Here is a 21147-nt window from a genome sequence, read left to right as displayed (position 1 = left end):
GCCTTTGTCAAGGGAGTACTTGACAGAACTGGCGAGAACGTGTATAGTTTCTAGCGAAGGTTGGTTAAACAAAGTTTAAGAAAAGAACATTGTTCAGGGAAAGCAGGTGCCCATGAAGCAATCTATTGCTCAGCAGCGGCGCGAACGCGAGCGCCGCGAATTGCGTCAGGCGATTCTGGATGCTGCCTGCGCTATTGCTGCTCAGGACGGCTGGCAGGCTGTCACGATTCGGAAGGTGGCGGAGCGCGTCGAGTATAGCCCTGGAAGCATCTATAGCTACTTTGACAGTAAAGAGGCGATGCTGGAAACGCTTGTAAAAGAAGGCTTTGACCGGCTGGCTGCTCAGTTGCAAGCTGCTCTTCCGACCAATGCCGACGCCGAAACACAACTGCTGACGCTCTGTGCGAGCTACTGGGATTTTGCATGGCGTTTCCCTGAACTCTATCAGGTGATGCATAGTCTGGGGGGAGCCCCTTTCTCGTTCCCGGATAATCCCTTCAAGGAGTGGGAGGCTTTTCGCCTGTCGTATGAGCTGTTTGACCGTTGGTTGCAGGAACACGAGCTTTCCTCGACAGATGGTATGGAGAAGGTTGAGGCTATCTGGGGGCTGCTTCATGGCCTGATCTCACTGGCATTTACACAGCGCTTGCGAGAGGATCGTCAGCAGGCTAAGGCGCTCGCTCTACGTACAGTGCAGGCGCTCTTATGGTCGTGGGGCCATGCTCCCGCCGAGCGCTAAATTTTTTTACGCGAAATTGAACTAAGTTTAGCTATTAAGCATTGTTTAGAAAGGATCAAAAATAATGAACTATAGCGTCTTTATGCTTATGACCGCAGCACCAGCCTGGCTCTCCTTGAGTCGTGAGCAGCGCAATGACATGGTTGCGAATACGCTGGAACCGCTCCTGCGGGAGTTCGGCGCGACCGTACGTGTTCGACTGTTTGATGCAGAAGCGTTCACTGCCCGTTGCTCAGATGTGATGATGCTGGAAACCGAGGATCTCAAGAGCTACTACTACTTCATTGAAAAGCTACGCGATACGGCACTGATTGCGCACCCCTACTTTATTGTCAATGACATCATTCCAGCGATTGAGAACGGCTTCCGCACCTTTGAAGCCGAAACAAGCAAGCAATAACAGAGAGCGAAGAGGTCTTGAGAGGATATTGATTTCTTTCCAGTCAGAGGCTTGACCCTCACGTTAGCGTCAGGGTGTAGTATCTCCTTGCAGGGGAGAACGAGAGCGGCTGATCTGTAGTCCTGCCTTCATACCACGGTGCTGAGTCACAGAAAGACGAGAGGCTATCGTGAGGCATGTGATGAGAAGGGTACAGATGGCCACTTTTCTTCCTGTAACAATGCTGAAGAGATGAAAGGAGATGTACTATGGCTTTGCGTAAATGGGCGTATATCTATCTTTCCCCGGGTTTCTCGCCTGAGAAGAACACGGTTTCAACAAAGAATGACATCTGTGAGTTTATTGCAGTGGGCCTCGATTTTCAACAGAAGGAACGGGTCATTGAGGTGGCGCGTGAGCTCTATCAGAATGGTGTGCAGATGATCGAACTGTGTGGCGGCTTCGGACCCATCTGGATTGCGAAAGTCAGTGAGGCGCTCAATTCCGCGATCCCGGTGGGAAGTGTAGCCTATGGGCCGGAAGCGCGTCGTCCAATGCTTGAGCTGCTGGAAGGGACACCCGGGCTCTAGCTCCTGATGAGGTGTTTTCTGGATTGAAAGAGGGTTTTGTGATGGAGATCTCGGAGGAGACGGACAGGCTCCCCGGGATCTCTTCCTTTTTGGTGGTCTACGCTTCCATTTGCTGTAATGCGTCCTGAATGATTGCCTGCACGTCCGGATCCTCTTCGCGCTGTAGCAGGACGCGGAGTATGGACGGCTCCCTGTATTCCTGTACGATCTCGATTACCATTTCGCGTATCTCTCGGGACGGGTGCAGGTAGAATGGGAGGATGTAGGTCGTCAGGGCGTCGGTTGAGGAGGGCGGAAGGATATTTGCCAGAATGAAGAGATAGAAATTCACCTCCTCGTCGGGAAGCTCCTGCATCTCATTGAAAAGCTGCTCGGCATTGAGGTTCACGAAGCCGTGGAGCAGTTCTGCGACATCGACCGGGATATTGAGCGGGAAGTGATAGCCAAAGGCCTCGTTATAGCTGGCGATTGTCTGCTGCTGTTGCACTGGCTGGTATTCGATATGCACAAGCAATGTCTCGATATGTTCAAACCAGATCAGCCGGAGCAACGAGCGTGAATGGGTTGTCCATAGCTCAGTGATCCGGGGATAGTTGTTTCTGAGAGGCGTCGTACTTCCTCTCACGCGGAACCCACCAAATGCGGGACGGAAGAGCAGCATATGTTCAAGTTCGCTCAATGTGAGACCTTCCAGCAGTCCGACGAAGAGGCGGCATTGAGCGGGATACTCTCCTTTCTCTTCGGCATGATAGAGCGCAAGTGCTCGGGTAATGGCAGTGAGCTCATTTCCGACAGGAAAGAAGAGCTGCGGGAGAGTGTGATAATGCAGGGCTGCCCAGAGCTGGGAGGGGTCCTGCTGGTTCAGCCAGTATTCGACGGTATGCTGAATGCTCTCATTCGCGCCGGGAACGCGAAATCCCTCGCCAACCTGAACCATGTGTTGAAGCAAGGAACGGGCTTGATCCGCTGTTTCTCCGGTCAGTCCCCATTTTTGGAGATGGGCATCAATAGATGAATGTGTCTGCCTGTTTTCTATCTCTTCCTGACTGAACCAGTGGAAGTCTTTGTGCGGTGTTTGTTGAAGCTGTTCCAACCATACAGGGATAGTCACCATATCTATAGAATCTCCTTTGAAACAGAAGTTGCCAGTCGGCACAAAATGATTGCGGTCCCTCTCTCACGGGATGGGGAAACTGCTAAGCAGCATAGCAGAAAGAGAAGGAGATGTATAGCAAGTTATGACGAATGGGGAGTGCAGGACTGGCTCCTTGACAGGGAGCGAGCTGGCTGCGTATCATAAGGGGAAAGATGCTATTGAGAGGAGCACTCTATGTATACTCGCCATCGTTATTGATGCCCGGACATCTATCAACGGGGCTGTCCATATAATTATCAAGCCAGCTCTCAATACTGCTGTCAACACAAGCTATGCTACTTCCCGCTCATGTGCGTGTTCGCAGGTGGGTTGTCCTCTTATGCTTGCACACTGCCTACCTCTCGAATTCGAGCGCCCCCTTTCTTATACCTCCCTTCCATATGCTCGAAAAATAGCCAGATAAGAAACAGAGAGGTCTTTCAATGAATACAACTCCTACCCCTTATGCCGATGTGAATGCCGTACTGAATGAGCTTGCGACGCAGCTACAGGCTCTGCTCGGGAGCCATTTCTGTGGCATGTATCTCTATGGCTCACTTGCCCTCGGCGACTTTGACCCTCAACAGAGCGATATTGATTTTCTCGTTGTCACAGATGCAGAACTGCCGGATGAGCTGATTGAGGAGTTGAAGGCGTTTCATGAGCGCTTTGCCCGCAGCGGCTCGCCCTGGGCAGAGAATATTGAGGCGGCGTATGTCCCGTGTGAGGCGCTGCGACATACTGAGCCAACCGAAGCGCGTTATCCTCAGGTCGAGAAGGAGTTTCCGTTCCTGCTGGCGCCGCTTGAAATCGGGTGGAGCTTTCAACGACACACACTGTATACATGTGGGGTGAGAGTGGCAGGGCCCGAGCCTCGCGAGCTCTTTGAGCCTGTCGCCCCTGAGGATCTTCGGCGGGCGGCAGCGGCGATTGTGAACTTGTGGCTGGGAGAGATCCATAGCCCTGAGTGGTTGGATTGGGCACGGTCACGAAAGAATCAGGCGTTTGTGGTTCTGACGCTCTGCCGGGTGCTATATGTGCTGGAAACGGCACAGATCGCGTCCAAACCTCAGGCGGCACACTGGGCACAGGCGCATCTGGGAGAACGCTGGTCGGGATTGATTGAACGCTCGCTGGCGGGAAAGTATGCCAAAGAAGATGCTCCCGAGGAAGATCTACAGGAGACACTCGCCCTGATTCAGTATATGGCTGAACAGATCAGAGCTCGATAATGGCTCCAGGGTGGCATACAGCCAGGCCCTCGGCTAGCTGCGTGCCATCCCTCATGTACGACGAGATGAATGCGTTTCTCGCGTTTTTGCGTGTTCCTCTTTCTCTGGCTTTCTGGTATTATGGAAAGAGTGCAACAGTTTAGAAGTAGTTGTAGGAAGCGCTGACTGCGTACTTTCAGAGCATAGAAGAAAGGAAGCGTATGACTGAACGGATCAGAGCTGCCCAACCCGCGGATCTTTCTGTGATGGTCGAACTTGCGGAGCAAGCCCGTGAGAAGCTACAGCAATATCAGCCGGTTTTCTGGCGGAAAGCAGATGATTCTTACGAGAAGCATTACGCGTATCTTCGAGACGTCCTTGCACGAGAGAGCACTATTGCGTTTGTCTATGAACAGGAAGAAGATGGTACGGACTTTGTGGTCGCAGGCTTTGTAATTGCGTCCATTGTGAAAGCGCCTCCCGTTTACGCAGCCGGGCTGACCTGCCATGTTGATGATTTTTGCGTAGCCCACGAGGCGAATTGGTTACGGATTGGGAGGCTGTTGCTGGACGAGGTCAAGCAACGAGCAAAAGAGCGTGGCGCCAATCAGATTGTTGTCGTCTGTCCGCATCTCGACCATGCGAAACGGAGTATGTTACAGGATGCAGGTCTGACGATTGCTTCAGAATGGTATGTAACATCGCTTTGACGCTCCACTCGTATCAAAGCGTTCTGCTTGCCTGCTTATGAGCCGCCGTGCGACCGCTCGTAGCGGCACCCCTGTTGCGATCTCCGCTGCTATTGCCGACCTTTCCTTGCAAGAAGAGTGGAAAATGCTTTCTTATCTCTGTAGAACAGAAGGTGAACGAAAAGAAACTTCCATTTCTAGTGTATGCTACATGCAGAAGGGATAGCGGTGCAAGCTACGTGGAGGTGCACCTGTCGCCAGATTTCTGCGGGGTGTCTCTATGGTGCCTCGGCTGTGCTCATTGATGGGATGATACAAGCAGGCTTGCAGGGATATCGGAGGAGCTTCCCGCAGGTAGGCATCCAAACAGTGCCTGGCATCTGGCCCGGACGGGTCCGACAGGTGTGGCTCAGCACTGGAACCCATACGTTGAGCTCATGCCTGTTTGCTCTGTCTGTGCCAAACAATGGAGCGTGCACGTTCTTTGCATTTGATGCTGCACCAATGTCTGGTAGCGCTTTTGGTTGTGTCGTAAAAGAAGAGCGGGCAGGCGGGATTCTGGCAGGCGCGCAAACGTGTCAGGTCATACTCTGTGAGAAGCTGGAATGCTGCAAGCGCGATGGTGGACAGGATGGGAGACTCCCCCTCGTGTAGCTGGTAGTCAGCCTGTAGTGTTCCCTGTGGCGTGTTGCTGGAATCGGCTCCACTGGCGGAGGGAGCATTTTAACGTGAACGGGTGCTGGGCCTGATAATGGCGCCTGGCGGATGCGTGAAGAGTTGCTGTGAGCATTGACCGAACAAGCTCGCGTCGCGTCCTCGCAGCGCGAACGGGTGCGATTGGCAAGCCTGCGACTGGATGCCGGCATTCTGGTACACGACCTTATCCGTAATGCTGCAATCCCGGCGGCGTGCGGGAATGGTTTCTCGGCATTTTTGGTTGCTTTCTCCCTCTTGACTTAGAGCACTCTCTAAGCTGTATCCTACTGAGGCAACAGGTCTCCGTGAAACGTGATGAAGGAAAGCAGGGTGCGACTTGCTGCGAGCTATCTGTGTGGTCAGTAAAAAAGGAGAGAAAGTAAAGCATGCGTCTTGGATTGCAGGTTCAAAATTTTACCTATCCTGAAGGTCAGAGTCAGCTTGGAGATAGTTTCGGCTTGATCGCAGAGCGAGCTGAGCGGGCTGGCTTTTATAGCCTCTGGGTGATGGACCACTTCTTTCAAATCTCGGTTGTCGGTCCTGCCGAGAACGAGATGCTGGAAGGATGGAGTGCGCTGGCTTTCGCAGCCGGTCGTACTAACCGCATCAAGCTCGGGACGCTGGTCACAGGCATCACCTATCGTCACCCCGGCGTGCTGGTAAAGACCGCGACAACGCTGGATGTGCTCTCGCATGGGCGGGCCTACTTTGGCATCGGTGCGGCCTGGAATGAGGAGGAACACAGAGGTCTGGGAATTCCCTTCCCTTCGCTGGCAGAGCGGTTTGAGCGGCTGGAAGAGACGTTACAGATTGCCCAACAGATGTGGAAAGGTGACGAGTCGCCATTTCAGGGCAAGTACTACACGCTTGAGCGTCCGCTGAATTCGCCGCAAGCCGTGCAGAAGCCGCATCCCCCGATTATGATCGGCGGCTCTGGTGAGCGCAAAACACTACGGCTGGTTGCTCAATATGGCGACGCTTGTAATATCTTTGGCGCGCTTGGCGTGGAAGGAATTCGGGGTAAGCTCGAAGTGCTGCGTGAGCATTGTGAGCGGCTTGGACGTCCCTATGAGGAGATCGAGAAGACGACCGCCGATCGCCTGACGCTCACTGCCGATGGGCGCAACGGTACGACCTCAGTATCAGAACTCCTCGATCGTCTGGGGCAGCTTGCCGAACTGGGAGTCGATCAGGCGATCATCTCGCTGCTGAATGTGACTGATCCCGAGGTCTTTGATCTCCTGGCGACACGCGTTATCCCCGAGGCCGAGAAGTTCAAGGTGGCCGGGCGCTCATAGAGTCCATGGTCTCGGGCCAGAAGCGGTTCGAGACCATATCCCCTGCTGTTCAGGCTGGCCTGTGAAGCAGCGCCTCCATCTCCGAGGCGAGCCATGCTTCATAGCGCTCGCCTGACCAGTGACATTCGTTCACAAAAAGCCGGAAGACCTCCGGTGCATGCAGTGTCCATACAATATCAGTTGCCTCCTGTTCCGAAAGCCCCGGGCGTAAGAGCTCCCGTGCCACCCATCCTCTGACTCGTTCCTCTACATTTGCTCGTCTTCTGCGCTCACCCTCGCGCCATGCTGCCAGTAGATCCGGATCCGCTAAACCGGCCTTCCAGACAATATCGATCAGATCGGCACCTCGCTCGAAATAGAGACGTGCCGCGTGCGCCCACTGCCGAATCTGAGCTATCGGGTCCATCTCGTCACTGACTGCTGGCTGCTCGCTTTCCATGCTATCAAGAAGTGCCAGCAAGATTCCGCGCTTTGAGCCAAACGCGGCATAGACAGTTTGAACGGCAACCTCGGCATCACGAGCGATATCTTCCATCGTGGTGGTTGCGAAACCGTGCTGCGCGAAAAGCCGCCTTGCCGATGTGGTGATACGCTCCCGCGTGGCCCGGGCCTGGCGCTGCCGCTGAAGCGATGTATATGATCTCTTGACATGTGCCATAGATTGATTATATCATACTATTCAATAGAGTTTGCTCTATTCAATAATAGGAAATCTAATGAAAAGGAGAGGGCCGTAAGCCCTCTTGTTTGGGAGTGTTGAGATGTCACAGGAGAAAAAGATTGCGCTCGTGACGGGCGCGACAAAAGGAATTGGTTTTGAGATCGCTCGCCAGTTGGGAGAGCAGGGGATGCTTGTGCTGATCGGGGCGCGGGCGCGTGGTGATGAAGCGGCGCGGAAGCTACAGGAAGAGGGAATTGAGGCGCGGGCGATCATGCTTGATCTTTGCGATCAGCGCAGCATTGACACCGCCGCCCGCTTGATTGAGGATACCTATGCCCGGCTTGATGTGCTGGTGAACAATGCGGCGGTCGTGGCTCCTGAGAAGGCGCTTCCAAGCAAGCAGACCCCGGACTCCTTACGGTTTATATACGAGACTAATGTGTTTGGCACCTTTGCCGTCACTCAGGCAATGATCCCGTTGCTTCGGCGCTCGCCGGCGGGGCGTATTGTCAACATGACGAGTGGGCTGGCCTCGCTGAGCATGAGTAGCGAAGCTCCTGCCGACTTGCTGCTACATTTCAGCGTTGCTTATAGCTCGTCGAAAGCGGCTGTGAACGCGTTCACGATCTACTTCGCGAAAGAGCTGGAGCAGGCGGGAATCAAGGTCAACGCGGCGGATCCGGGAAGGGTGGCGACCGATATGAACCCGACAGCGACGCGCACGCCTCGGCAGGGGGCCGCTGTCGCAGTGCAGTTGGCAACGCTGTCAGCGGACGGACCAACAGGGGGCTTCTTTGATGAGAAAGGGCGACTCCCCTGGTAGAAACGCAGGGAAGGCAGGTGATCCGGGGAGATGATGCCTGTTTTGGGATTCTGAGTCAAAAAAGGAGAAAAAAAGGACCATTTCTGTCCGCTTTTTCTCGTATACTGAGAGCAAGAAACAAGAAAGGAATAAACAAGATATATGAGCGACTTTGATATGAGTCAGGTAAAGGACTGGAACAACAAAATTATCGAGGAGTTTCGGGCGAATGGTGGAAAGGTTGGCGGGTTCTATGAAGGTGCTCCGCTTCTTTTGCTCACTACAACCGGCCGGAAAAGCGGCAAGCTCTATACGGTGCCTCTGGGCTATCAGACCGATGGTGAGCGCCTGATAGTGCTCCCGGGCAGCGGGCGCCCCGACTGGTACTACAATCTCAAGGCCAACCCCCGAGTGAAGGTCGAGGTGAATGGTGAGGCTTTTGAAGCGCTTGCACAGATACTGGATGGGGAGCAGAAAGCGCCCTTTCTGAAGAAGGCTCGTGAGATGTTGCAGGAGGGGGCAGCGCGTTCGGAAGAGTATGCTGAAATGGCTGCGCAAATTCCTGATGATGTGCCGGTTGTTGCGCTGGAGCGCATCAGCAAATAGAGAAAGGCAGGGAGAACAGAATGACGAGGCGGCTCCTGACCATACGAGAGTTAAACCGTGCGACACTGGCGCGTCAGCATCTGCTTGTGCGGGCCTCGCTTTCTCCGCTTGAGCTGATTCGGCAGCTTGTCGCGATCCAGGGGCAGGAACCTGACGCGCCCTATATCGGGCTGTGGACAAGGCTACAGGCGTTCCCTCGCTCTGAGCTGATGCAGTTGCTTGAAGCGAAGCAGGTGGTAAAGTCGCTCTCGATTCGGGGGACGCTGCATCTCCTGGCCACAGAAGACTATCTTCGCTTTCACCCTGTTCTTCAGCCTGTCGGGAGTCGTCATCTGCATCTTGTGGCCGCGAAAACCGAGGGGTTTGATATGCAGCATATGGAAGGCTCAATGCGAGCCTTCCTGCGCGAGCAGCCGCGAACTCGAGCTCAGGTGCAGCAAAAAGTAGGTGAATTGTACCCTCGAATGGGTACGGCACATATGGCGAGCTCCCTATCCATGTACCTTGCACTTCTCCATCTGCCTCAATCCGCTGCATGGGGAGCGACGGGGAAGCGTCTGCTCACCGAAGCTGTAACGTGGCTAGGGCGGGCTCCTGTGGCCTCTCCTGAGGCGCGGGAGGAGCTGGTGCTACGCTATCTTGCGGCCTTTGGCCCGGCATCAGTGAAGGATATGCAGGTGTGGTCGGGATTGAGCAAGATGCAGGAGATCTTTGAGCGGCTTCGTTCCCGATTATGCACCTTTCGGGATGAGCAGGGGCGTGAACTCTTTGACTTGCCCGATGCACCCCGCCCCGTGGCTGATGTGCCTGCACCTGTTCGGTTCTTGCCTTGCTTCGACAATCTGATTCTTGCCCATGAGGAGCGCTGTCGGGTCGTTGCAGATCAATATCGATGGGTCGCGATCCAGGGGATGAACACGTTTCTGCTCGATGGCTTTGTGAAAGGAACATGGAAGACGCAACGGAGTGGGTCCACTGCTCGATTGCTCATTGAGCCCTTCGCGACGCTCTCGACCCGGGATCGGCATGAGCTGGAAGTAGAAGGGGGGCGGCTGCTTCGTTGGATCGACGAAGATGCCGAGCGATACGAGATTCAATTTGAGGGTGGACTGAGATCCTAGCGAAAATGTGCAGCAAAGCAATTTGTAATATTCGGGGTTTGCCCACAGTAGGAACAGAAAGTCTGAAGAGCAAAACAGCCCAAAAAGGCTATCCAAGACTCTGAGTATGAAGCGAGACTATCAGTCGGCGGTGCAGCAATTTGGGACAGGTGGAGTTCATCATTGCTAAACGTTTGATATGGCGCATCTGATAGAGGTAGGGGTAGGATGACTGTACAGATCGATCACAACGCAATGTGTTCTCCTTGTACAGTGTTATTCCAGCTATAGTATGAAACCTGGCCAGGAATATTCATCTGTTTGCCTGAGGCACCGCCATGATGATGGTTGAAGAGGGCATTGGTCGTATACTCGTTCAATGCCTCTTGAGACGTCCAACGTGAGATTGCCTGCATTGAACCATCAGGAGCTGTCCAGATCTCCAAACTGATAAAACCTTGAAACTGTTTCATAGCAGGAGCAGCATGTTTAAATGCCTGAAGCATTTTGTCATTGCCGCCAGACCAGCAATAGTATTCACCGCAATGAACATGTGTTTTTCTCCTTGTTGGTTGATGAGACACGCCCTTATCAACCGCCTCTCAATGCAAAATAGTCGAATACGATTAATCGACTATGAGTATCTTAGCAGCTTGATGGGAAATAGTCAAATGTGACCGTTTATGCCACCAGTGTGCTCCATTGAGCCCCGTGACAAGTCACTGTCGTTTCAGCAGGAAACGGGGCTTTTGGGAAGTCCGAACGAGAGAAAAACCAGCAACTTCCTAGTGGTCTTCGGAGACGCCTTGCTCAAGTGCCTCCACAAGCCACTGGTGTTCAGCTTTGAGCATGGCTTTCCTATGGGCAAGGGCCAAGTCAACTCCTTGTCCTACTCCATGAGTAGGAGCAGCTTCCAATACCTCTATGTGTTGAGCCAGTTGGTGCAGCCGTTGTTGCCAAACCTCACGGACCTCTGTTGAGGGAAGGTGATCGACAAACATCAAGCCGATCTCAAAAGGGATGCTCATCTGTCCCGCCTGAGAAAGATGTGCTCGCAAGGCATCGAGAAAGACCTGTTCCCCTGCTTCGGTCAGGGTATAGACCTTTTTCCGCGGTCGTTTCCCTTCTTGTTGCGTACTGCTCTCCACATATCCCAGTTCACACAGTCGATCTAGCAAGCTATAGGCAGTGGAACGCTTCATGTCGATGACAGGCTTGAGATTGTGCTCAATAAACTCATTCATTTGATAGCCATGCTGTCTCTGCGCTTTCAATAATCCGAGCAAAAGAAGCATCCGTTCATCCATCAGGTTTCTCCTCTCTCTCCAAGAGCTGTTTTCATTCAGATGGTGCCCTTCATTATAGTCGATCTTGACTATTTTGTACACCTCTGGTATATTTAATCGAGTTAGATTAGTCAGTTTCGATGAGAGATGGCGCAGTTACACCAACCAACGCTGCGGTGCTCTCGCTCATTGCTCCTGAAGGGCACAGGGAGAAATTCTCAGCTTCTCTCAAGGGATTGCTGGGCTTGGACGCACCTTTGACCCGATCATCGCAGGGGCTCTCTCTCTGGACACTCTAGCCAGAATAAAAAAGGCGAATGCGGTTGGACTGGCAGCAGGTGAAGTATCGGGGTAACACCTTTGCCTCTGCTATCGATTCGGTGCTATCTCTCCCAGATCGAACATCTCCACTCGTGTGGTTGTTAGGAGAACATCCCTATGAAATTGCTATGTGTCAGTTCTCTGACGCTGCGTCTCACCTTTGTGTTCGCGATTCTTTTAGGTCTGTACTTCTGGGCCGGCTGGATTGTCCCTGCTGAGGGTGTACGCGAAATCCATATGCTCATTAGTCTTTTTTTTGTGCTCTCCCTCTGGGGAATTGGCATCGCCACATCGTTTCTGCTTCCAGGCAAAAATCTTGCCCTTGGCATCGTCTTTTTCCTTGTCGGTGGTGCGGTGGCCGTGGTTGGTGTGAATCAGGATCTGTGGCGCGCGGTTGTTGGAATTGAGGCGATGAATACGATCCACCTCGTTCTCAATATTTTCTCTATGTGCCTTGGTGGGATGGTCGTTGGTCGCGCTCTGTGCCAGGCAAAAACACAGGCCGCCAATTGATGACGACACGCAAACCACAAGAAGAAAGGGTCTTGATGAATACTGCCTCTGTGAAACCAGTCCCTCCGAAAAAAGGAAAACCCAGACCCCGCTTCTGGCGTCTGGCACTTCTTGTTATGCTTTTCCTCTTGCTTGGAGTGACAATTGCTCTGGTTATCTGGTTACGCCCCTACGCGGCGAGCGCTGATGCGATGGCCGCATTACACACCACCCCAGGCGTGACCGTGACGCAAAATGATGAGATGATCTCCTTTCTTCCCTCTACGCGGGCGAGAGTTGGGCTGATCTTTTATCCGGGAGCCAAAGTTGACCCGGCTGCGTATGCCATCACGATGCACGCGCTGGCAGAAGATGGTTATGCGACCTTTATCCTCAAAATGCCACTGAATATAGCACTGCTGGCAGAGAACCGGGCTGATGATGTGATTGCCGCACATCCAGAAATAGCGGTCTGGGCAGTCGGCGGGCATTCGCTCGGTGGAGTCGCCGCCAGTGACTATGCCGCCAATCATGGGAAGATTCGGGGACTCTTGCTCTTCGCATCCTATCCCAATGGAGACCTGTCACACCGTTCTCATTTGCAGGTGCTCTCCGTCTCAGGGTCTCACGATGGATTGGCGACGCCAGACAAAATTGCCGCCGCCAAACACCTGCTCCCCGTCACCACCAGGTATATCGTGATCCAGGGAGGTATCCATAGCTACTTTGGTGACTATGGGGTCCAGGATGGTGATGGACAGCCTACGATCACACGCAGCCAGGCACGGACGCAGATCATCGCAGCCAGTCTGGCGTTTCTCAATCAACTGACTGCGCATACGGAAAAGAGCACGAGTGGAGAGTGGACGCGCGATCCTGGCGAAAATGTGTATGTATGCTCAGGTGAAGCCAGCTCTTCACTTGCTCTTTGACGAATCTGGCCCGCGTAGCCCACGCTTGCTGACGTAGGTATTGGGTGAGTGATGGTTTGGACAGTTGAGAATGGTGGCGATTTTGCGCACGGAAAGCCCAACATGGAGCAATTCCTTGATCCGTGGCAGGTCAGCGTCAAAATTGCTTTTCTGAATGGTTCCTTTTGGCTTGCCAAGTCTCATACCCTGGCTTTTCTTGGCAGCCAGCGCTTCTCTGGTTCTCATGCTGATCAAATCGCGCTCCAGTGCAGCGAGGAGAGAAAAAACGGTCACGATAATCTTAGAACTCATATCGTGGTCGGTCAGATCAATCTGCTGTTTTAAAGCGATCAGCCGAATCCCACGTTGGACGAGCGCATTGACCAAGAGAGTGAATGGCTTGCTCGCCTGACGTGGTTGCAATCGTTTGGGAGCATGCAACCCCTTCTCGAAGGGTTCGCCTGACGAAAGTCAAGTACCTGGCGGAAGAGGCGCAGGCGTTGCATGTCACGAACCTGTGGAACTTTTCGGCGGACAAGCGCCTCGCGTTGCTGATCTGCCTCTTTAGCCACTTTATCGCCTGTGGGGTCTGGGAAGCCATTTGTATGCTCGATGGACTCATTCGCAACCGCTCTTCCATTCAACTCACCACCGTTCAAGCGGATACCAGGGCAGAACCTGCCCGTCTTTGGTCTGTCCTCCTTACTCGGCATCGAGTTGATGCCACGTATCCGCAACTGGGAAGACCTGACCTTTTACCGTCCAGACAGCGCGCCCCATTATACCCATATTGAATCCTTGTTTGGCGATCAGGTGGTTGATTGGGAACGGATCAAAACGCATTGGCGGATCTGCTGCGCGTGGTGATCTCGATCCAGGAGGGAAAAGTTCTGTCCTCGATGCTCCTGGGCAAGTGCCCGACCTACAGCCGCAAAAATCGGCTCTACCAGGCGTTCCACGCTCTGGGAAGCGTCGAGCGGACCATCTTCCTGCTCAAATTCATTTTGGATGTTAAGCACCGCGAGATCATTCATCGAAGCACGAACAAAACCGAGCAATACAATAACTTTGAGGATTGGATTCTTTTTGCCTATGGCAATGCGCTCTTGGAGCGAGCCTTAGAGGAAGTGGAAAAGCGCGTCAAATATACGGGCGTGATTGCCAACGGCGTCATGCTGGACAATGTGATTGAACTCAACGCCGCGCTCAATACCCGGGCGAAGGAAGGGGTGATTCCGACCATTGACGAATGAGCAGCTCTCTCGCCCTACCAGACGCGCCATATCAAACGCTTTGGATGATGAGCAGGACTTGTCCCAAATTGCTGCCCCGCCAACCGATGATCTGGCCTTTGAACTGGAGTCAGAACAGGAACAGGAGGAGATGGTACCAACGCTTGCGTAAGCCGGGAGGGAACAGAGGACGTTTCTCTCTTTCCTCTTCCTCACAACCGTCACCCCAAACGAGCTGGAGCCAGAAGACAACCCGGCTTCAGCCCTGCGCCAAGATAACAAATTGCTTTACTGCACAAAATCGCCAGGATCTTAGCTCACCCTCAATTTCAGACTGATGATGTTTCCGGTTTTTCTTCTCGATCGAGAATAGTATGATAGAGACGGAATGAAACGTAAGACATATAGATAAGGAGAAGAAAAACAATGCGAAAAATCATTACGACTACCTGGATATCTCTTGATGGCAAGGTTGCAGGACCGAATGGTGAGATGGATTGGGTCGGCGAATCCTATGACAAAGCAATGGGACTGTACGAGTCTGAGTTCGTTCGCTCCGCCGATACGCTCTTGCTTGGTCGCGTGACCTACCAGAGTTTTGCCGGTTCCTGGCCTTATGTGCCCGATAATCCCAATGCCTCTGAGGAGGAAAAAGAGTATGCTCGCCAACTTACTGCACTGGAGAAGATCGTCTTTTCCCGCACGCTCGAGAAGGCCGAGTGGAACAATTCACGGCTGGTGCGAGAGGTGAACGCGGACGAGATCAGACAGTTGAAGCAGGGACCGGGCCGCAATATCATCGTTTATGGAAGTATCAGCCTGATTCAGGCGCTTACCGAGCTTGGCCTGATCGATGAATATCAGATCCTTGTGCATCCGGTTGTCCTGGGAGGCGGGAAGCCACTATTCCCTGAAAGCAAGAATCGCGTGAAATTGCAACTGGTCGAGACGAAAACGCATCCTTCCGGCGTTGTGTTGCTGACCTATCAGCCGAAAGCGCTCTAACAGAGGCGGGAAGAGATGGCGCCTGTAAGGTAGTTCCTGAAGGCGCTCTCTTCCCCTTATGTCCTCTTTTTAGGTTTCTCCTCAGAAGCATCTATAGCTTGTCCCACCTTGATTCCTTCTTTTTCCATATTCCTCAAAAAGCAAAGAGCGGCCTCATCTGGTTGCCTTGCGTTTGCTTACTCTTTCACTGGCCCAAAAAGCAAAGAAGCGGCCTCATCCAGTGAAGCCGCGACCGATCGTTTAGAGGGTTTGGGCTGCCTCTTGCAGCAGTTTTGTGAAGAGGTCATAGTCGAATTGATGGCCTTCCTGTAGCTTTGCGGTAACGCGCTCGCCGTTTGGGCTGAGTTCGCCATAGCCTTCGGGGATAGAAAGGGCTTGAGCATGAAACAGCATGACATTGACATGTTTCTTCGCGGTATTGAAGACACAGAGGTATTTGCCATTCTTTTTATAGTGGGGGCGGCCATATTGTTTCAACTCCTCAACCTCTGGCACCGTTTGCAGAATGATCTGACGAAAGCGGTTACATGCCTCGACCTGCCAGGGCTGCTCTATCTTCTCGATATACTCTGTAATCTCCGGGTTCATACATTTCTCCTTTATTTGTATTCTCCCTTTTCTTTTCTTTTTCTGCTCTGAAAAAGTGGAAATATTGACAAACGGAGAAAAGAGACGGTCCTGAATGGTTTGTTTTTGGCGGCTCTGGTGCGCTGCTCTCGCATGTTAATGAGGAGGGACCTTGTGCGATGAGGATATTAATGCAAGCCACTTGCGTTATGGGTTGAGATATGATAGACTATCACTCCCTTGACTGATGCAAGGGACTTGCAGTAATGAGTATACCATAGCAGTGCAGAAAGAGGAAACTTGTGCATACAGAAGAACAGCATATTCCCATCTTAATTGCAGGCGGAGCGTTGGTCGGATTGTCGACATCTCTGTTTCTGGCCTGGCACGGCGTTCCGTCGCTGGTCGTTGAGAAGCATCCGGAACCGGCGCGTTTACCTCGGGCTCGTGGCTATAATGCACGTACGATGGAGCTCTTTCGCGCCATTGGTTTAGAGGAGACGATTCGAGCGGCGCAATCGCCTACAGCGGCCAATCATGGCATGATCCGAACGTCGTCCCTTGCTTCGGAGGAGATGGTTGTGCTGGATGAAGGAGCCTCTCCTGATCTTTCCGCGTTGACCCCGACGACGGGAACCGTGATCGGTCAGGACACCCTTGAACCGATTCTGATCGAGCAGGCAAGAAAGCTCGGGAGTGACATTCGTTTCAGTACAGAGCTGATCTCGTTTGAGCAGAATGAAACGGGCGTGAGCGCTCTCCTTCGTGATCGCACAAATGGACGTGAGTGGCGAGTTCGCGCTGATTACCTGATCGCTGCTGATGGGAACCGGAGCCGCATTCGTGAGGCGCTCGGCATCAAGACGCAGGGACCTGGCACGATCGCCTATATGACAGATATCGCTTTTGAAGCGGATTTGTCTGATGTGTTACGAGGTCGGAATGTGTATCTGTACTATATCAGTAACCCCGCATTACCTGATGGGCAGGGGGGGGTGATGCCTCTGGATAATCAGCGGCGTTGGAGCTTTGGCACTCCTATCCATCCCGAACGAGGGGAGCGGCGTGAGGACATGACCGACGAACGCTGTATCGCGCAGATCCGGATCGCTGTTGGTGTGCCTGATCTAGATGTGAAGATCCTGCCTGCCTATCCCTGGGACGCTGTGAAAGTAGGCATGTGGGAGCAGGCGGCCCGAGCAGCCGAGCGGTATCAACAGGGGCGCGTCTTTCTGGTCGGTGATGCCGCACATGCGGTTCTACCCAGTGGTGGGCTTGGTGCGGGGACCGGCATTCAGGATGCCTTTAATCTCGCATGGAAGCTGGCGCTTGTTCATTCAGGCAAGGCCGGGAGCGCGTTGCTGCGAACCTATGAGGAAGAGCGGCTGCCCATCGGAAACCTGACAGTGGAGCAGACGCGGCAACGCTACTTCTATCGCACCGGAACCGGCGAGAGCCGCATGATCGATACGGACGAACTGGTGTTCGGTTATCGATATCGAAGCGCTGCGATCATAACCGAGGGTGCCGCTGAGCAGACCGCCTTGACGCAGCCACCTGCCACGCTGAATGGAGAGCCGGGAACGCGTATCCCGAACCTGTATGTGGAGCGGGATGGGAAAGCCGTTTCGACGATTGATCTCTGTGCCGGGAAGTGGTCCTTGCTGGTGGGGGAGCAGGGGGAGATCTGGAAAGAGGCGGCCCAACAGGTGGACTTGCCCCTTCAGGTGTGCATGATTGGCAAAGAATGGAAGGATGTGGCAGGCCGTTTCGGTGAAGCCTATGGAGTAGAGGCAACGGGGGCGGTGCTGGTGCGACCGGATTTGTTTGTTGCGTGGCGCACGTGTTCGGCGGAGCATGACCCGAGCGGACAGCTTGCGCGGGCAGTGAAGCGCATCCTCTGCCTGAATCAATAGTACGGACATCGTGCGGAAAGATCTTGCTCTGTTCGTTGCTGACAGGATCAAGGGATTTTCTGCCTCAAAAGAGGCTGTACTTAATTCTAGCAAAAGGCTTTGTATGAGAGCAGGAAAAACAGCCCTCGGACTAATCGCGTTTCCTGCCGCGTGTCTCCGCAATGAGGTGTGTGCTATAGCGCACGGACAACAATAACGGTCGAATGATGCGTAAAATGCAAGAGTGTTGAAAAATAGAGAATTGTATCCTCCTCAGAGAACGGGTATTACGATGAAGAAAGGCTTCTCTGCTTTTGCCCGTTCTCTTCGTTGTGGCGTGATTAGCCCATCAGCCATTGGAAGATATGCTGAATATTCATTTCGTGTGACTCCCGATAAAAAGCAGGATCAAATGGAGCAGATGTTTGAATGATCTGTTCAATATCGTTCAGAGCCTCTTCAAATGAATATCCTATGAGGGTCTCTGGTTGATCAAGTTCTGCCTTGCCAGGAAGACGCTGGCTCAGAAGGGTACGACAGAGCCGCTCTACCTTATGAAGATACGCTACATTCGCTTTGATGCTATCAGGGCTGGCTGTTCTCCCATGAGAACAGAGAACAGTTTGAGGATTGAGTTGTAGGAAGTGCTCTAAAGTAGTGAACATGCTCGGCACGCCTGCAACGTTTTTTATCAGAGGGATAGGAATTTCGACAGCATCAAATGCCAGAAGAAGGCGCAATTCAGGGATCCAGGCTGCTATATGATCCAGGCGATGACCAGGTGCGTCAAAAAGTTCAACGGTGAGGTCGCCGCCATACAGCGTGAAGGTGCCCTGAAATGTGGCGGTTGGAGGCGTCAGGATCACAGAACTGAATTGTGCTGGATACCGCTGCTGAAAGCTGGTCAGCATCGTCTTTTCCCGCTCTTCTGTCATGCGAGTACGGCAATGGGTGTGCCCGATAATGGGGCTGTCTGCTCTCCTGTGAAATAACTGTTGCCCCATGCATGATCCCAGTCTGCATGACTGTTCATAACCAGGAAGGGCCGTCCGGCTCGCTCCTGGCCCAGATCGTGAACGATCCTTGCCATATCCTCAGGATGAAAGAGGGTATCGCAGAACAGGATAAATCGCCTGGTCGAAATCAGGTAGCTATCAACCTCAAAGTCATCAAAATCGCTGAGATTGGGCTGACTGCTTCGATACATGCATATACGATTGTCGGGGCTCATCTCGTGTACAGGCGTGACATATGACATAAGATCTCTCCTGGAGATTGTTTCAATGCACCTTTGTGTTGCCATCTTTTTTTGGGGGGTGCGTGCTCTTTATTCTCGCATAAAGGTCAAGCCGAGAGAAGGTAGAGTACTGAGAAATAGCGATGCAATCATGCGTATATATGGAGTAATAGAGGATGAAATTACTACTGCTTTAAAATGAAGGCGAGATTTTTCTTATGGTAACATTACGGCCAATGACTGAAGCCGAATATCAAGCTTTTCTGGAACCATCAATTCGAGAGTATGCAGAGGACCATGTCAAAGATGGCGAGTGGTCAGAGGAAGAGGCGCTAGAAAAATCACGGAAAGAGTTCTATGATTTGTTGCCGCAAGGGCTTGAGACGCCGAATCACTATCTCTTTACGATCGTCAATGAGGAGCAACAGAATGTTGGCATGATCTGGTTCATGTTGCACAAACGACAGGGGAAATTGGCCGCATTCATCTATGATGTCAAAGTTGATGAGCCATTTCGTCGCCGTGGCTACGCCTCGCAGGCATTCCGGGAGCTGGAGCACAAGGTGCGCGAGTTCGGAGGAAGCAAGATCGCACTACACGTCTTCGGGCACAATCATGGCGCCATCCAGCTCTATACGAAGCTTGGCTATGGGGTAACGAATCTGCATATGGCAAAGGATATCTAATCAATCCTATAGCAGCGGTGCGTCTCTTCAACCCGATGCGAGGAGACGCACCATTGTTCTCTCTGCTTACGAACAAAGCGGAATTCTATATGAACTGATCGCTTTGATACTCGAATTTCTTCTGGTGCTGGTAAATATAAAGACATCGCAAAATGCAATAGTTGTGCCATTTCCCAGCTTTTTTGTGCCGTTGATGGCACCAGTGTTGCCGTGCGTGATGATGTTCTCTATGTGGAGCTCGGTAATATTTTCCTCTTTCAAACGTTCCAGGGCCTGTGTATACTGGCTGATGCCTTCAAAGCGCTCTTGCCCCACGATATCCCAGACGATGGTATCTGTCACGAAGGCGGCTGCGCTGCTGAAATTATTGTTCGCGCAGGCGATGGTATAATCTTTGAGCTGCTGCTTTTTGGGGGCATTCCCACAATCCTCGGCGCAAATGACGTTGATCATATTCTCTCCTTTTCTCATCTGAAAGCTCTTTCTCTGGTATAGCAGATGAGAGCGGAAAGGACTTCTCCTATATTGCGCAATTATAAAAGGAACAATCTAAAGCCTGCTAAAGCGAGCGATTTGTATTGTCCGTGAAAATCGGGCTGGCGTTTGGCTTGATCTTACGGCTGTTGATGGTTGTGGCTATAGCTCCTTTCCACGATCCCGTAGAAGTGGCGAACAGTTCAACTGATCACGGTGATTCGCCCGGTTGGTCTGGCTCTGTTAACGGCTCAGGCACGGACGCAGGTTCGTATGTGCGAGCAGGTGGCCAGAAACAAACAGCGTTTCTTCTGGCACTGCATGCTGTGTTTTTACTGACGGCTATTCTGGCTCTGATAGGGTCTATTTATGGCGTTGTTGCCCCAGAAAATGCCCGCTTCAGTTCAGAGGCAAGAGTCATCAGAGGTGTGAAACACGCGAGAGAAGAGAGGTTGTACGCCCTCTCTTCTCGTTTCCCGCGAAAAGGCTTCGGTGCGAAAAAAGGTAGTTTGTAGGGTGCTCTTCTTTATACTGTATTGGCTACTGCAAGCGGTGGGTTTCGATATACAGTTTATGGGAATAAAAAGCGCAAGATAGGAGAAGACTTCGGTAATGGAATGGTGTAGGTTGAATTATGTTTCAATATCATCTTTGAAATGATGGGAGGAGATATATGCAGCAAGCTATCTGCTTTCCCGATCTCTCGGCAAGGCCGTTTCGTCTCAGCGTAGAGCGCCAGATGCAGGCTTCGCCTTCGACGCTCTATCAGGCATGGACGCAGCAAATGGATCGCTGGTTCGCAGCACCGGGCTCGGTTCTCATGAAGGCGGAAGTCAATGCGGTGTTCTTCTGGGAAGCGGTGGGCGGCGGTATCCGGCATCCGCACTATGGCCGTTTCCTGCGCCTGGAACCTGATAGATTGATTGAGATGACCTGGCTGACTGGAGCAGGAGGGACAAAAGGAGCCGAGACTGTCCTGACGGTTGAACTTGTTCCCGAAGGAAGCGGCACCCTTTTGAAGCTCACGCATGCAGGGTTTATGGATCAGGAATCATGTGATCAGCATAAAGAGGCATGGCCGCATGTGTTGGCCCAATTGGATGAGCGTATGTCGCAGGCATAAAACCACTGGTGT

The 21147-nt window shown here is 52.6% G+C and carries 27 protein-coding genes and 1 pseudogene; 18 read left to right on the top strand and 10 right to left on the bottom strand.

All coding sequences use genetic code 11. The features are described from left to right. Window positions 1-112: 112 nt before the first annotated feature. From KTH_RS11355 to KTH_RS11345, 3 genes are all read left to right on the top strand, one after another. Entirely contained in the window at window positions 113-739 is a 627-nt protein-coding gene (locus KTH_RS11355) for a TetR/AcrR family transcriptional regulator (RefSeq protein ID WP_497618620.1), read from the top strand. A gap of 64 nt (window positions 740-803) precedes the next feature. Next, window positions 804-1139 carry a darcynin family protein gene (locus KTH_RS11350; protein ID WP_497618618.1) on the top strand — a complete coding sequence of 112 codons (336 nt, stop codon included), beginning with the start codon at window positions 804-806 and terminating at the stop codon, window positions 1137-1139. Between the two features lie 248 nt (window positions 1140-1387). Next, window positions 1388-1708: a DUF6506 family protein gene (locus KTH_RS11345; protein WP_497618616.1), complete on the top strand. Its 321-nt coding sequence runs from the start codon at window positions 1388-1390 to the stop codon at window positions 1706-1708. Window positions 1709-1805: 97 nt separating this feature from the next. Here the strand turns inward: KTH_RS11345 and KTH_RS11340 are convergent, their stop codons facing one another. Then, the gene (locus tag KTH_RS11340) at window positions 1806-2822 is read right to left on the bottom strand and encodes a HEAT repeat domain-containing protein (protein ID WP_497618614.1); all 1017 of its coding nucleotides are present in this window, start codon (window positions 2820-2822) and stop codon (window positions 1806-1808) included. Between the two features lie 464 nt (window positions 2823-3286). Here KTH_RS11340 and KTH_RS11335 point away from each other — a divergent pair, with 464 nt between their 5' ends. After that, the gene (locus KTH_RS11335; protein WP_497618612.1) at window positions 3287-4075 is read left to right on the top strand and encodes an aminoglycoside adenylyltransferase domain-containing protein; all 789 of its coding nucleotides are present in this window, start codon (window positions 3287-3289) and stop codon (window positions 4073-4075) included. Between the two features lie 200 nt (window positions 4076-4275). Then, entirely contained in the window at window positions 4276-4764 is a 489-nt protein-coding gene (locus KTH_RS11330) for a GNAT family N-acetyltransferase (RefSeq protein WP_497618610.1), read from the top strand. A 414-nt stretch (window positions 4765-5178) separates the two neighbouring features. Here KTH_RS11330 and KTH_RS11325 read toward each other — a convergent pair whose 3' ends face one another. After that, window positions 5179-5316, bottom strand: a complete 138-nt coding sequence (locus tag KTH_RS11325) for a CGNR zinc finger domain-containing protein (protein WP_497618608.1) — start codon at window positions 5314-5316, stop codon at window positions 5179-5181. A gap of 509 nt (window positions 5317-5825) precedes the next feature. On the opposite strand from KTH_RS11325, the gene KTH_RS11320 reads away from it, so the two are divergent. Next, a complete protein-coding gene (locus KTH_RS11320; protein WP_497618606.1) occupies window positions 5826-6737 on the top strand; it encodes an LLM class F420-dependent oxidoreductase in 912 nt (303 codons plus the stop codon). Window positions 6738-6786: 49 nt separating this feature from the next. On the opposite strand, the gene KTH_RS11315 is transcribed toward KTH_RS11320, so the two are convergent. Then, window positions 6787-7395, bottom strand: coding sequence for a TetR/AcrR family transcriptional regulator (locus KTH_RS11315; RefSeq protein WP_497618604.1), 609 nt, complete (start codon window positions 7393-7395; stop codon window positions 6787-6789). Window positions 7396-7498: 103 nt separating this feature from the next. On the opposite strand from KTH_RS11315, the gene KTH_RS11310 reads away from it, so the two are divergent. The 3 genes from KTH_RS11310 (at window position 7499) to KTH_RS11300 (ending at window position 9927) form a co-directional block, all read left to right on the top strand. After that, on the top strand, window positions 7499-8221 hold the full coding sequence (locus tag KTH_RS11310) for an SDR family oxidoreductase (protein ID WP_497618602.1): 723 nt from the start codon (window positions 7499-7501) through the stop codon (window positions 8219-8221). 141 nt (window positions 8222-8362) lie between these two features. Further along, window positions 8363-8806: a nitroreductase/quinone reductase family protein gene (locus KTH_RS11305; protein ID WP_246046443.1), complete on the top strand. Its 444-nt coding sequence runs from the start codon at window positions 8363-8365 to the stop codon at window positions 8804-8806. A gap of 20 nt (window positions 8807-8826) precedes the next feature. Continuing rightward, complete coding sequence (locus KTH_RS11300; RefSeq protein ID WP_111320828.1) at window positions 8827-9927, top strand: winged helix DNA-binding domain-containing protein; 1101 nt, start codon at window positions 8827-8829, stop codon at window positions 9925-9927. 224 nt (window positions 9928-10151) lie between these two features. On the opposite strand, the gene KTH_RS11295 is transcribed toward KTH_RS11300, so the two are convergent. Both KTH_RS11295 and KTH_RS11290 read right to left on the bottom strand, forming a co-directional pair. Then, the gene (locus KTH_RS11295; protein ID WP_137686282.1) at window positions 10152-10490 is read right to left on the bottom strand and encodes an antibiotic biosynthesis monooxygenase; all 339 of its coding nucleotides are present in this window, start codon (window positions 10488-10490) and stop codon (window positions 10152-10154) included. 201 nt (window positions 10491-10691) lie between these two features. Beyond that, window positions 10692-11213, bottom strand: a complete 522-nt coding sequence (locus KTH_RS11290) for a PadR family transcriptional regulator (protein WP_111320824.1) — start codon at window positions 11211-11213, stop codon at window positions 10692-10694. A 417-nt stretch (window positions 11214-11630) separates the two neighbouring features. Here KTH_RS11290 and KTH_RS11285 point away from each other — a divergent pair, with 417 nt between their 5' ends. Both KTH_RS11285 and KTH_RS11280 read left to right on the top strand, forming a co-directional pair. Next, window positions 11631-12026, top strand: coding sequence for a hypothetical protein (locus KTH_RS11285; RefSeq protein WP_111320822.1), 396 nt, complete (start codon window positions 11631-11633; stop codon window positions 12024-12026). Between the two features lie 35 nt (window positions 12027-12061). Continuing rightward, window positions 12062-12937 (top strand): alpha/beta hydrolase, encoded by an 876-nt coding sequence (locus KTH_RS11280; RefSeq protein ID WP_170142462.1) that lies wholly within the window; start codon window positions 12062-12064, stop codon window positions 12935-12937. Here KTH_RS11280 and KTH_RS11275 read toward each other — a convergent pair. After that, window positions 12923-13339 (bottom strand): recombinase family protein, encoded by a 417-nt coding sequence (locus KTH_RS11275; RefSeq protein WP_497618598.1) that lies wholly within the window; start codon window positions 13337-13339, stop codon window positions 12923-12925. The two genes, KTH_RS11280 and KTH_RS11275, sit on opposite strands and share 15 nt — an antisense overlap. Between KTH_RS11275 and KTH_RS11270 the strand changes: the two are divergent. The 3 genes and pseudogenes from KTH_RS11270 to KTH_RS11260 all read left to right on the top strand — a co-directional run bounded on the left by KTH_RS11270 (window position 13312) and on the right by KTH_RS11260 (window position 15153). Next, window positions 13312-14169 (top strand): annotated as a pseudogene (locus tag KTH_RS11270) (Tn3 family transposase). The gene KTH_RS11275 and the pseudogene KTH_RS11270 overlap by 28 nt on opposite strands. Continuing rightward, the gene (locus KTH_RS11265) at window positions 14159-14320 is read left to right on the top strand and encodes a hypothetical protein (RefSeq protein WP_170142461.1); all 162 of its coding nucleotides are present in this window, start codon (window positions 14159-14161) and stop codon (window positions 14318-14320) included. The pseudogene KTH_RS11270 and the gene KTH_RS11265 overlap by 11 nt, the downstream one beginning before the upstream one ends. A 254-nt stretch (window positions 14321-14574) precedes the next feature. Further along, window positions 14575-15153 carry a dihydrofolate reductase family protein gene (locus KTH_RS11260; protein WP_111320814.1) on the top strand — a complete coding sequence of 193 codons (579 nt, stop codon included), beginning with the start codon at window positions 14575-14577 and terminating at the stop codon, window positions 15151-15153. Window positions 15154-15393: 240 nt separating this feature from the next. Here KTH_RS11260 and KTH_RS11255 read toward each other — a convergent pair whose 3' ends face one another. Next, window positions 15394-15741, bottom strand: a complete 348-nt coding sequence (locus KTH_RS11255; protein ID WP_111320812.1) for a DUF1801 domain-containing protein — start codon at window positions 15739-15741, stop codon at window positions 15394-15396. Between the two features lie 281 nt (window positions 15742-16022). Between KTH_RS11255 and KTH_RS11250 the strand changes: the two genes are divergently transcribed. Beyond that, complete coding sequence (locus tag KTH_RS11250; protein ID WP_111320810.1) at window positions 16023-17636, top strand: FAD-dependent monooxygenase; 1614 nt, start codon at window positions 16023-16025, stop codon at window positions 17634-17636. 320 nt (window positions 17637-17956) lie between these two features. On the opposite strand, the gene KTH_RS11245 is transcribed toward KTH_RS11250, so the two are convergent. Beyond that, a complete protein-coding gene (locus KTH_RS11245; protein WP_497618594.1) occupies window positions 17957-18550 on the bottom strand; it encodes an MBL fold metallo-hydrolase in 594 nt (197 codons plus the stop codon). Beyond that, a complete protein-coding gene (locus tag KTH_RS11240; RefSeq protein WP_497618592.1) occupies window positions 18547-18873 on the bottom strand; it encodes a hypothetical protein in 327 nt (108 codons plus the stop codon). Before KTH_RS11240 ends, KTH_RS11245 begins: the two co-directional genes overlap by 4 nt. Window positions 18874-19070: 197 nt before the next feature. On the opposite strand from KTH_RS11240, the gene KTH_RS11235 reads away from it, so the two are divergent. Next, entirely contained in the window at window positions 19071-19538 is a 468-nt protein-coding gene (locus KTH_RS11235) for a GNAT family N-acetyltransferase (RefSeq protein WP_497618590.1), read from the top strand. A gap of 66 nt (window positions 19539-19604) precedes the next feature. Here KTH_RS11235 and KTH_RS11230 read toward each other — a convergent pair whose 3' ends face one another. Next, window positions 19605-19991, bottom strand: coding sequence for a hypothetical protein (locus KTH_RS11230; RefSeq protein WP_497618588.1), 387 nt, complete (start codon window positions 19989-19991; stop codon window positions 19605-19607). A gap of 125 nt (window positions 19992-20116) precedes the next feature. Here KTH_RS11230 and KTH_RS11225 point away from each other — a divergent pair, with 125 nt between their 5' ends. Next, window positions 20117-20527, top strand: coding sequence for a hypothetical protein (locus KTH_RS11225; RefSeq protein WP_497618586.1), 411 nt, complete (start codon window positions 20117-20119; stop codon window positions 20525-20527). Window positions 20528-20685: 158 nt separating this feature from the next. Then, window positions 20686-21135, top strand: coding sequence for an SRPBCC family protein (locus KTH_RS11220; protein ID WP_497618584.1), 450 nt, complete (start codon window positions 20686-20688; stop codon window positions 21133-21135). Window positions 21136-21147 lie beyond the last annotated feature (12 nt).

The sequence above is a fragment of the Thermosporothrix sp. COM3 genome (genome assembly GCF_059696735.1).
Note: the sequence above shows the minus strand (reverse complement) of the source record. Positions and strands in the feature narration are given on the sequence as shown.

Excerpts from the sequence above, each read along its gene's own strand:
- KTH_RS11355 (WP_497618620.1), top strand. The coding sequence starts at position 113 with ATGAAGCAATCTATTGCTCAGCAGCGGCGCGAACGCGAGCGCCGCGAA.
- KTH_RS11350 (WP_497618618.1), top strand. The coding sequence starts at position 804 with ATGAACTATAGCGTCTTTATGCTTATGACCGCAGCACCAGCCTGGCTC.
- KTH_RS11345 (WP_497618616.1), top strand. The coding sequence starts at position 1,388 with ATGGCTTTGCGTAAATGGGCGTATATCTATCTTTCCCCGGGTTTCTCG.
- KTH_RS11340 (WP_497618614.1), bottom strand. The coding sequence starts at position 2,822 with ATGGTGACTATCCCTGTATGGTTGGAACAGCTTCAACAAACACCGCAC.
- KTH_RS11335 (WP_497618612.1), top strand. The coding sequence starts at position 3,287 with ATGAATACAACTCCTACCCCTTATGCCGATGTGAATGCCGTACTGAAT.
- KTH_RS11330 (WP_497618610.1), top strand. The coding sequence starts at position 4,276 with ATGACTGAACGGATCAGAGCTGCCCAACCCGCGGATCTTTCTGTGATG.
- KTH_RS11320 (WP_497618606.1), top strand. The coding sequence starts at position 5,826 with ATGCGTCTTGGATTGCAGGTTCAAAATTTTACCTATCCTGAAGGTCAG.
- KTH_RS11315 (WP_497618604.1), bottom strand. The coding sequence starts at position 7,395 with ATGGCACATGTCAAGAGATCATATACATCGCTTCAGCGGCAGCGCCAG.
- KTH_RS11310 (WP_497618602.1), top strand. The coding sequence starts at position 7,499 with ATGTCACAGGAGAAAAAGATTGCGCTCGTGACGGGCGCGACAAAAGGA.
- KTH_RS11305 (WP_246046443.1), top strand. The coding sequence starts at position 8,363 with ATGAGCGACTTTGATATGAGTCAGGTAAAGGACTGGAACAACAAAATT.
- KTH_RS11300 (WP_111320828.1), top strand. The coding sequence starts at position 8,827 with ATGACGAGGCGGCTCCTGACCATACGAGAGTTAAACCGTGCGACACTG.
- KTH_RS11290 (WP_111320824.1), bottom strand. The coding sequence starts at position 11,213 with ATGGATGAACGGATGCTTCTTTTGCTCGGATTATTGAAAGCGCAGAGA.
- KTH_RS11285 (WP_111320822.1), top strand. The coding sequence starts at position 11,631 with ATGAAATTGCTATGTGTCAGTTCTCTGACGCTGCGTCTCACCTTTGTG.
- KTH_RS11280 (WP_170142462.1), top strand. The coding sequence starts at position 12,062 with ATGAATACTGCCTCTGTGAAACCAGTCCCTCCGAAAAAAGGAAAACCC.
- KTH_RS11260 (WP_111320814.1), top strand. The coding sequence starts at position 14,575 with ATGCGAAAAATCATTACGACTACCTGGATATCTCTTGATGGCAAGGTT.
- KTH_RS11255 (WP_111320812.1), bottom strand. The coding sequence starts at position 15,741 with ATGAACCCGGAGATTACAGAGTATATCGAGAAGATAGAGCAGCCCTGG.
- KTH_RS11245 (WP_497618594.1), bottom strand. The coding sequence starts at position 18,550 with ATGACAGAAGAGCGGGAAAAGACGATGCTGACCAGCTTTCAGCAGCGG.
- KTH_RS11240 (WP_497618592.1), bottom strand. The coding sequence starts at position 18,873 with ATGTCATATGTCACGCCTGTACACGAGATGAGCCCCGACAATCGTATA.
- KTH_RS11235 (WP_497618590.1), top strand. The coding sequence starts at position 19,071 with ATGGTAACATTACGGCCAATGACTGAAGCCGAATATCAAGCTTTTCTG.
- KTH_RS11230 (WP_497618588.1), bottom strand. The coding sequence starts at position 19,991 with ATGATCAACGTCATTTGCGCCGAGGATTGTGGGAATGCCCCCAAAAAG.
- KTH_RS11220 (WP_497618584.1), top strand. The coding sequence starts at position 20,686 with ATGCAGCAAGCTATCTGCTTTCCCGATCTCTCGGCAAGGCCGTTTCGT.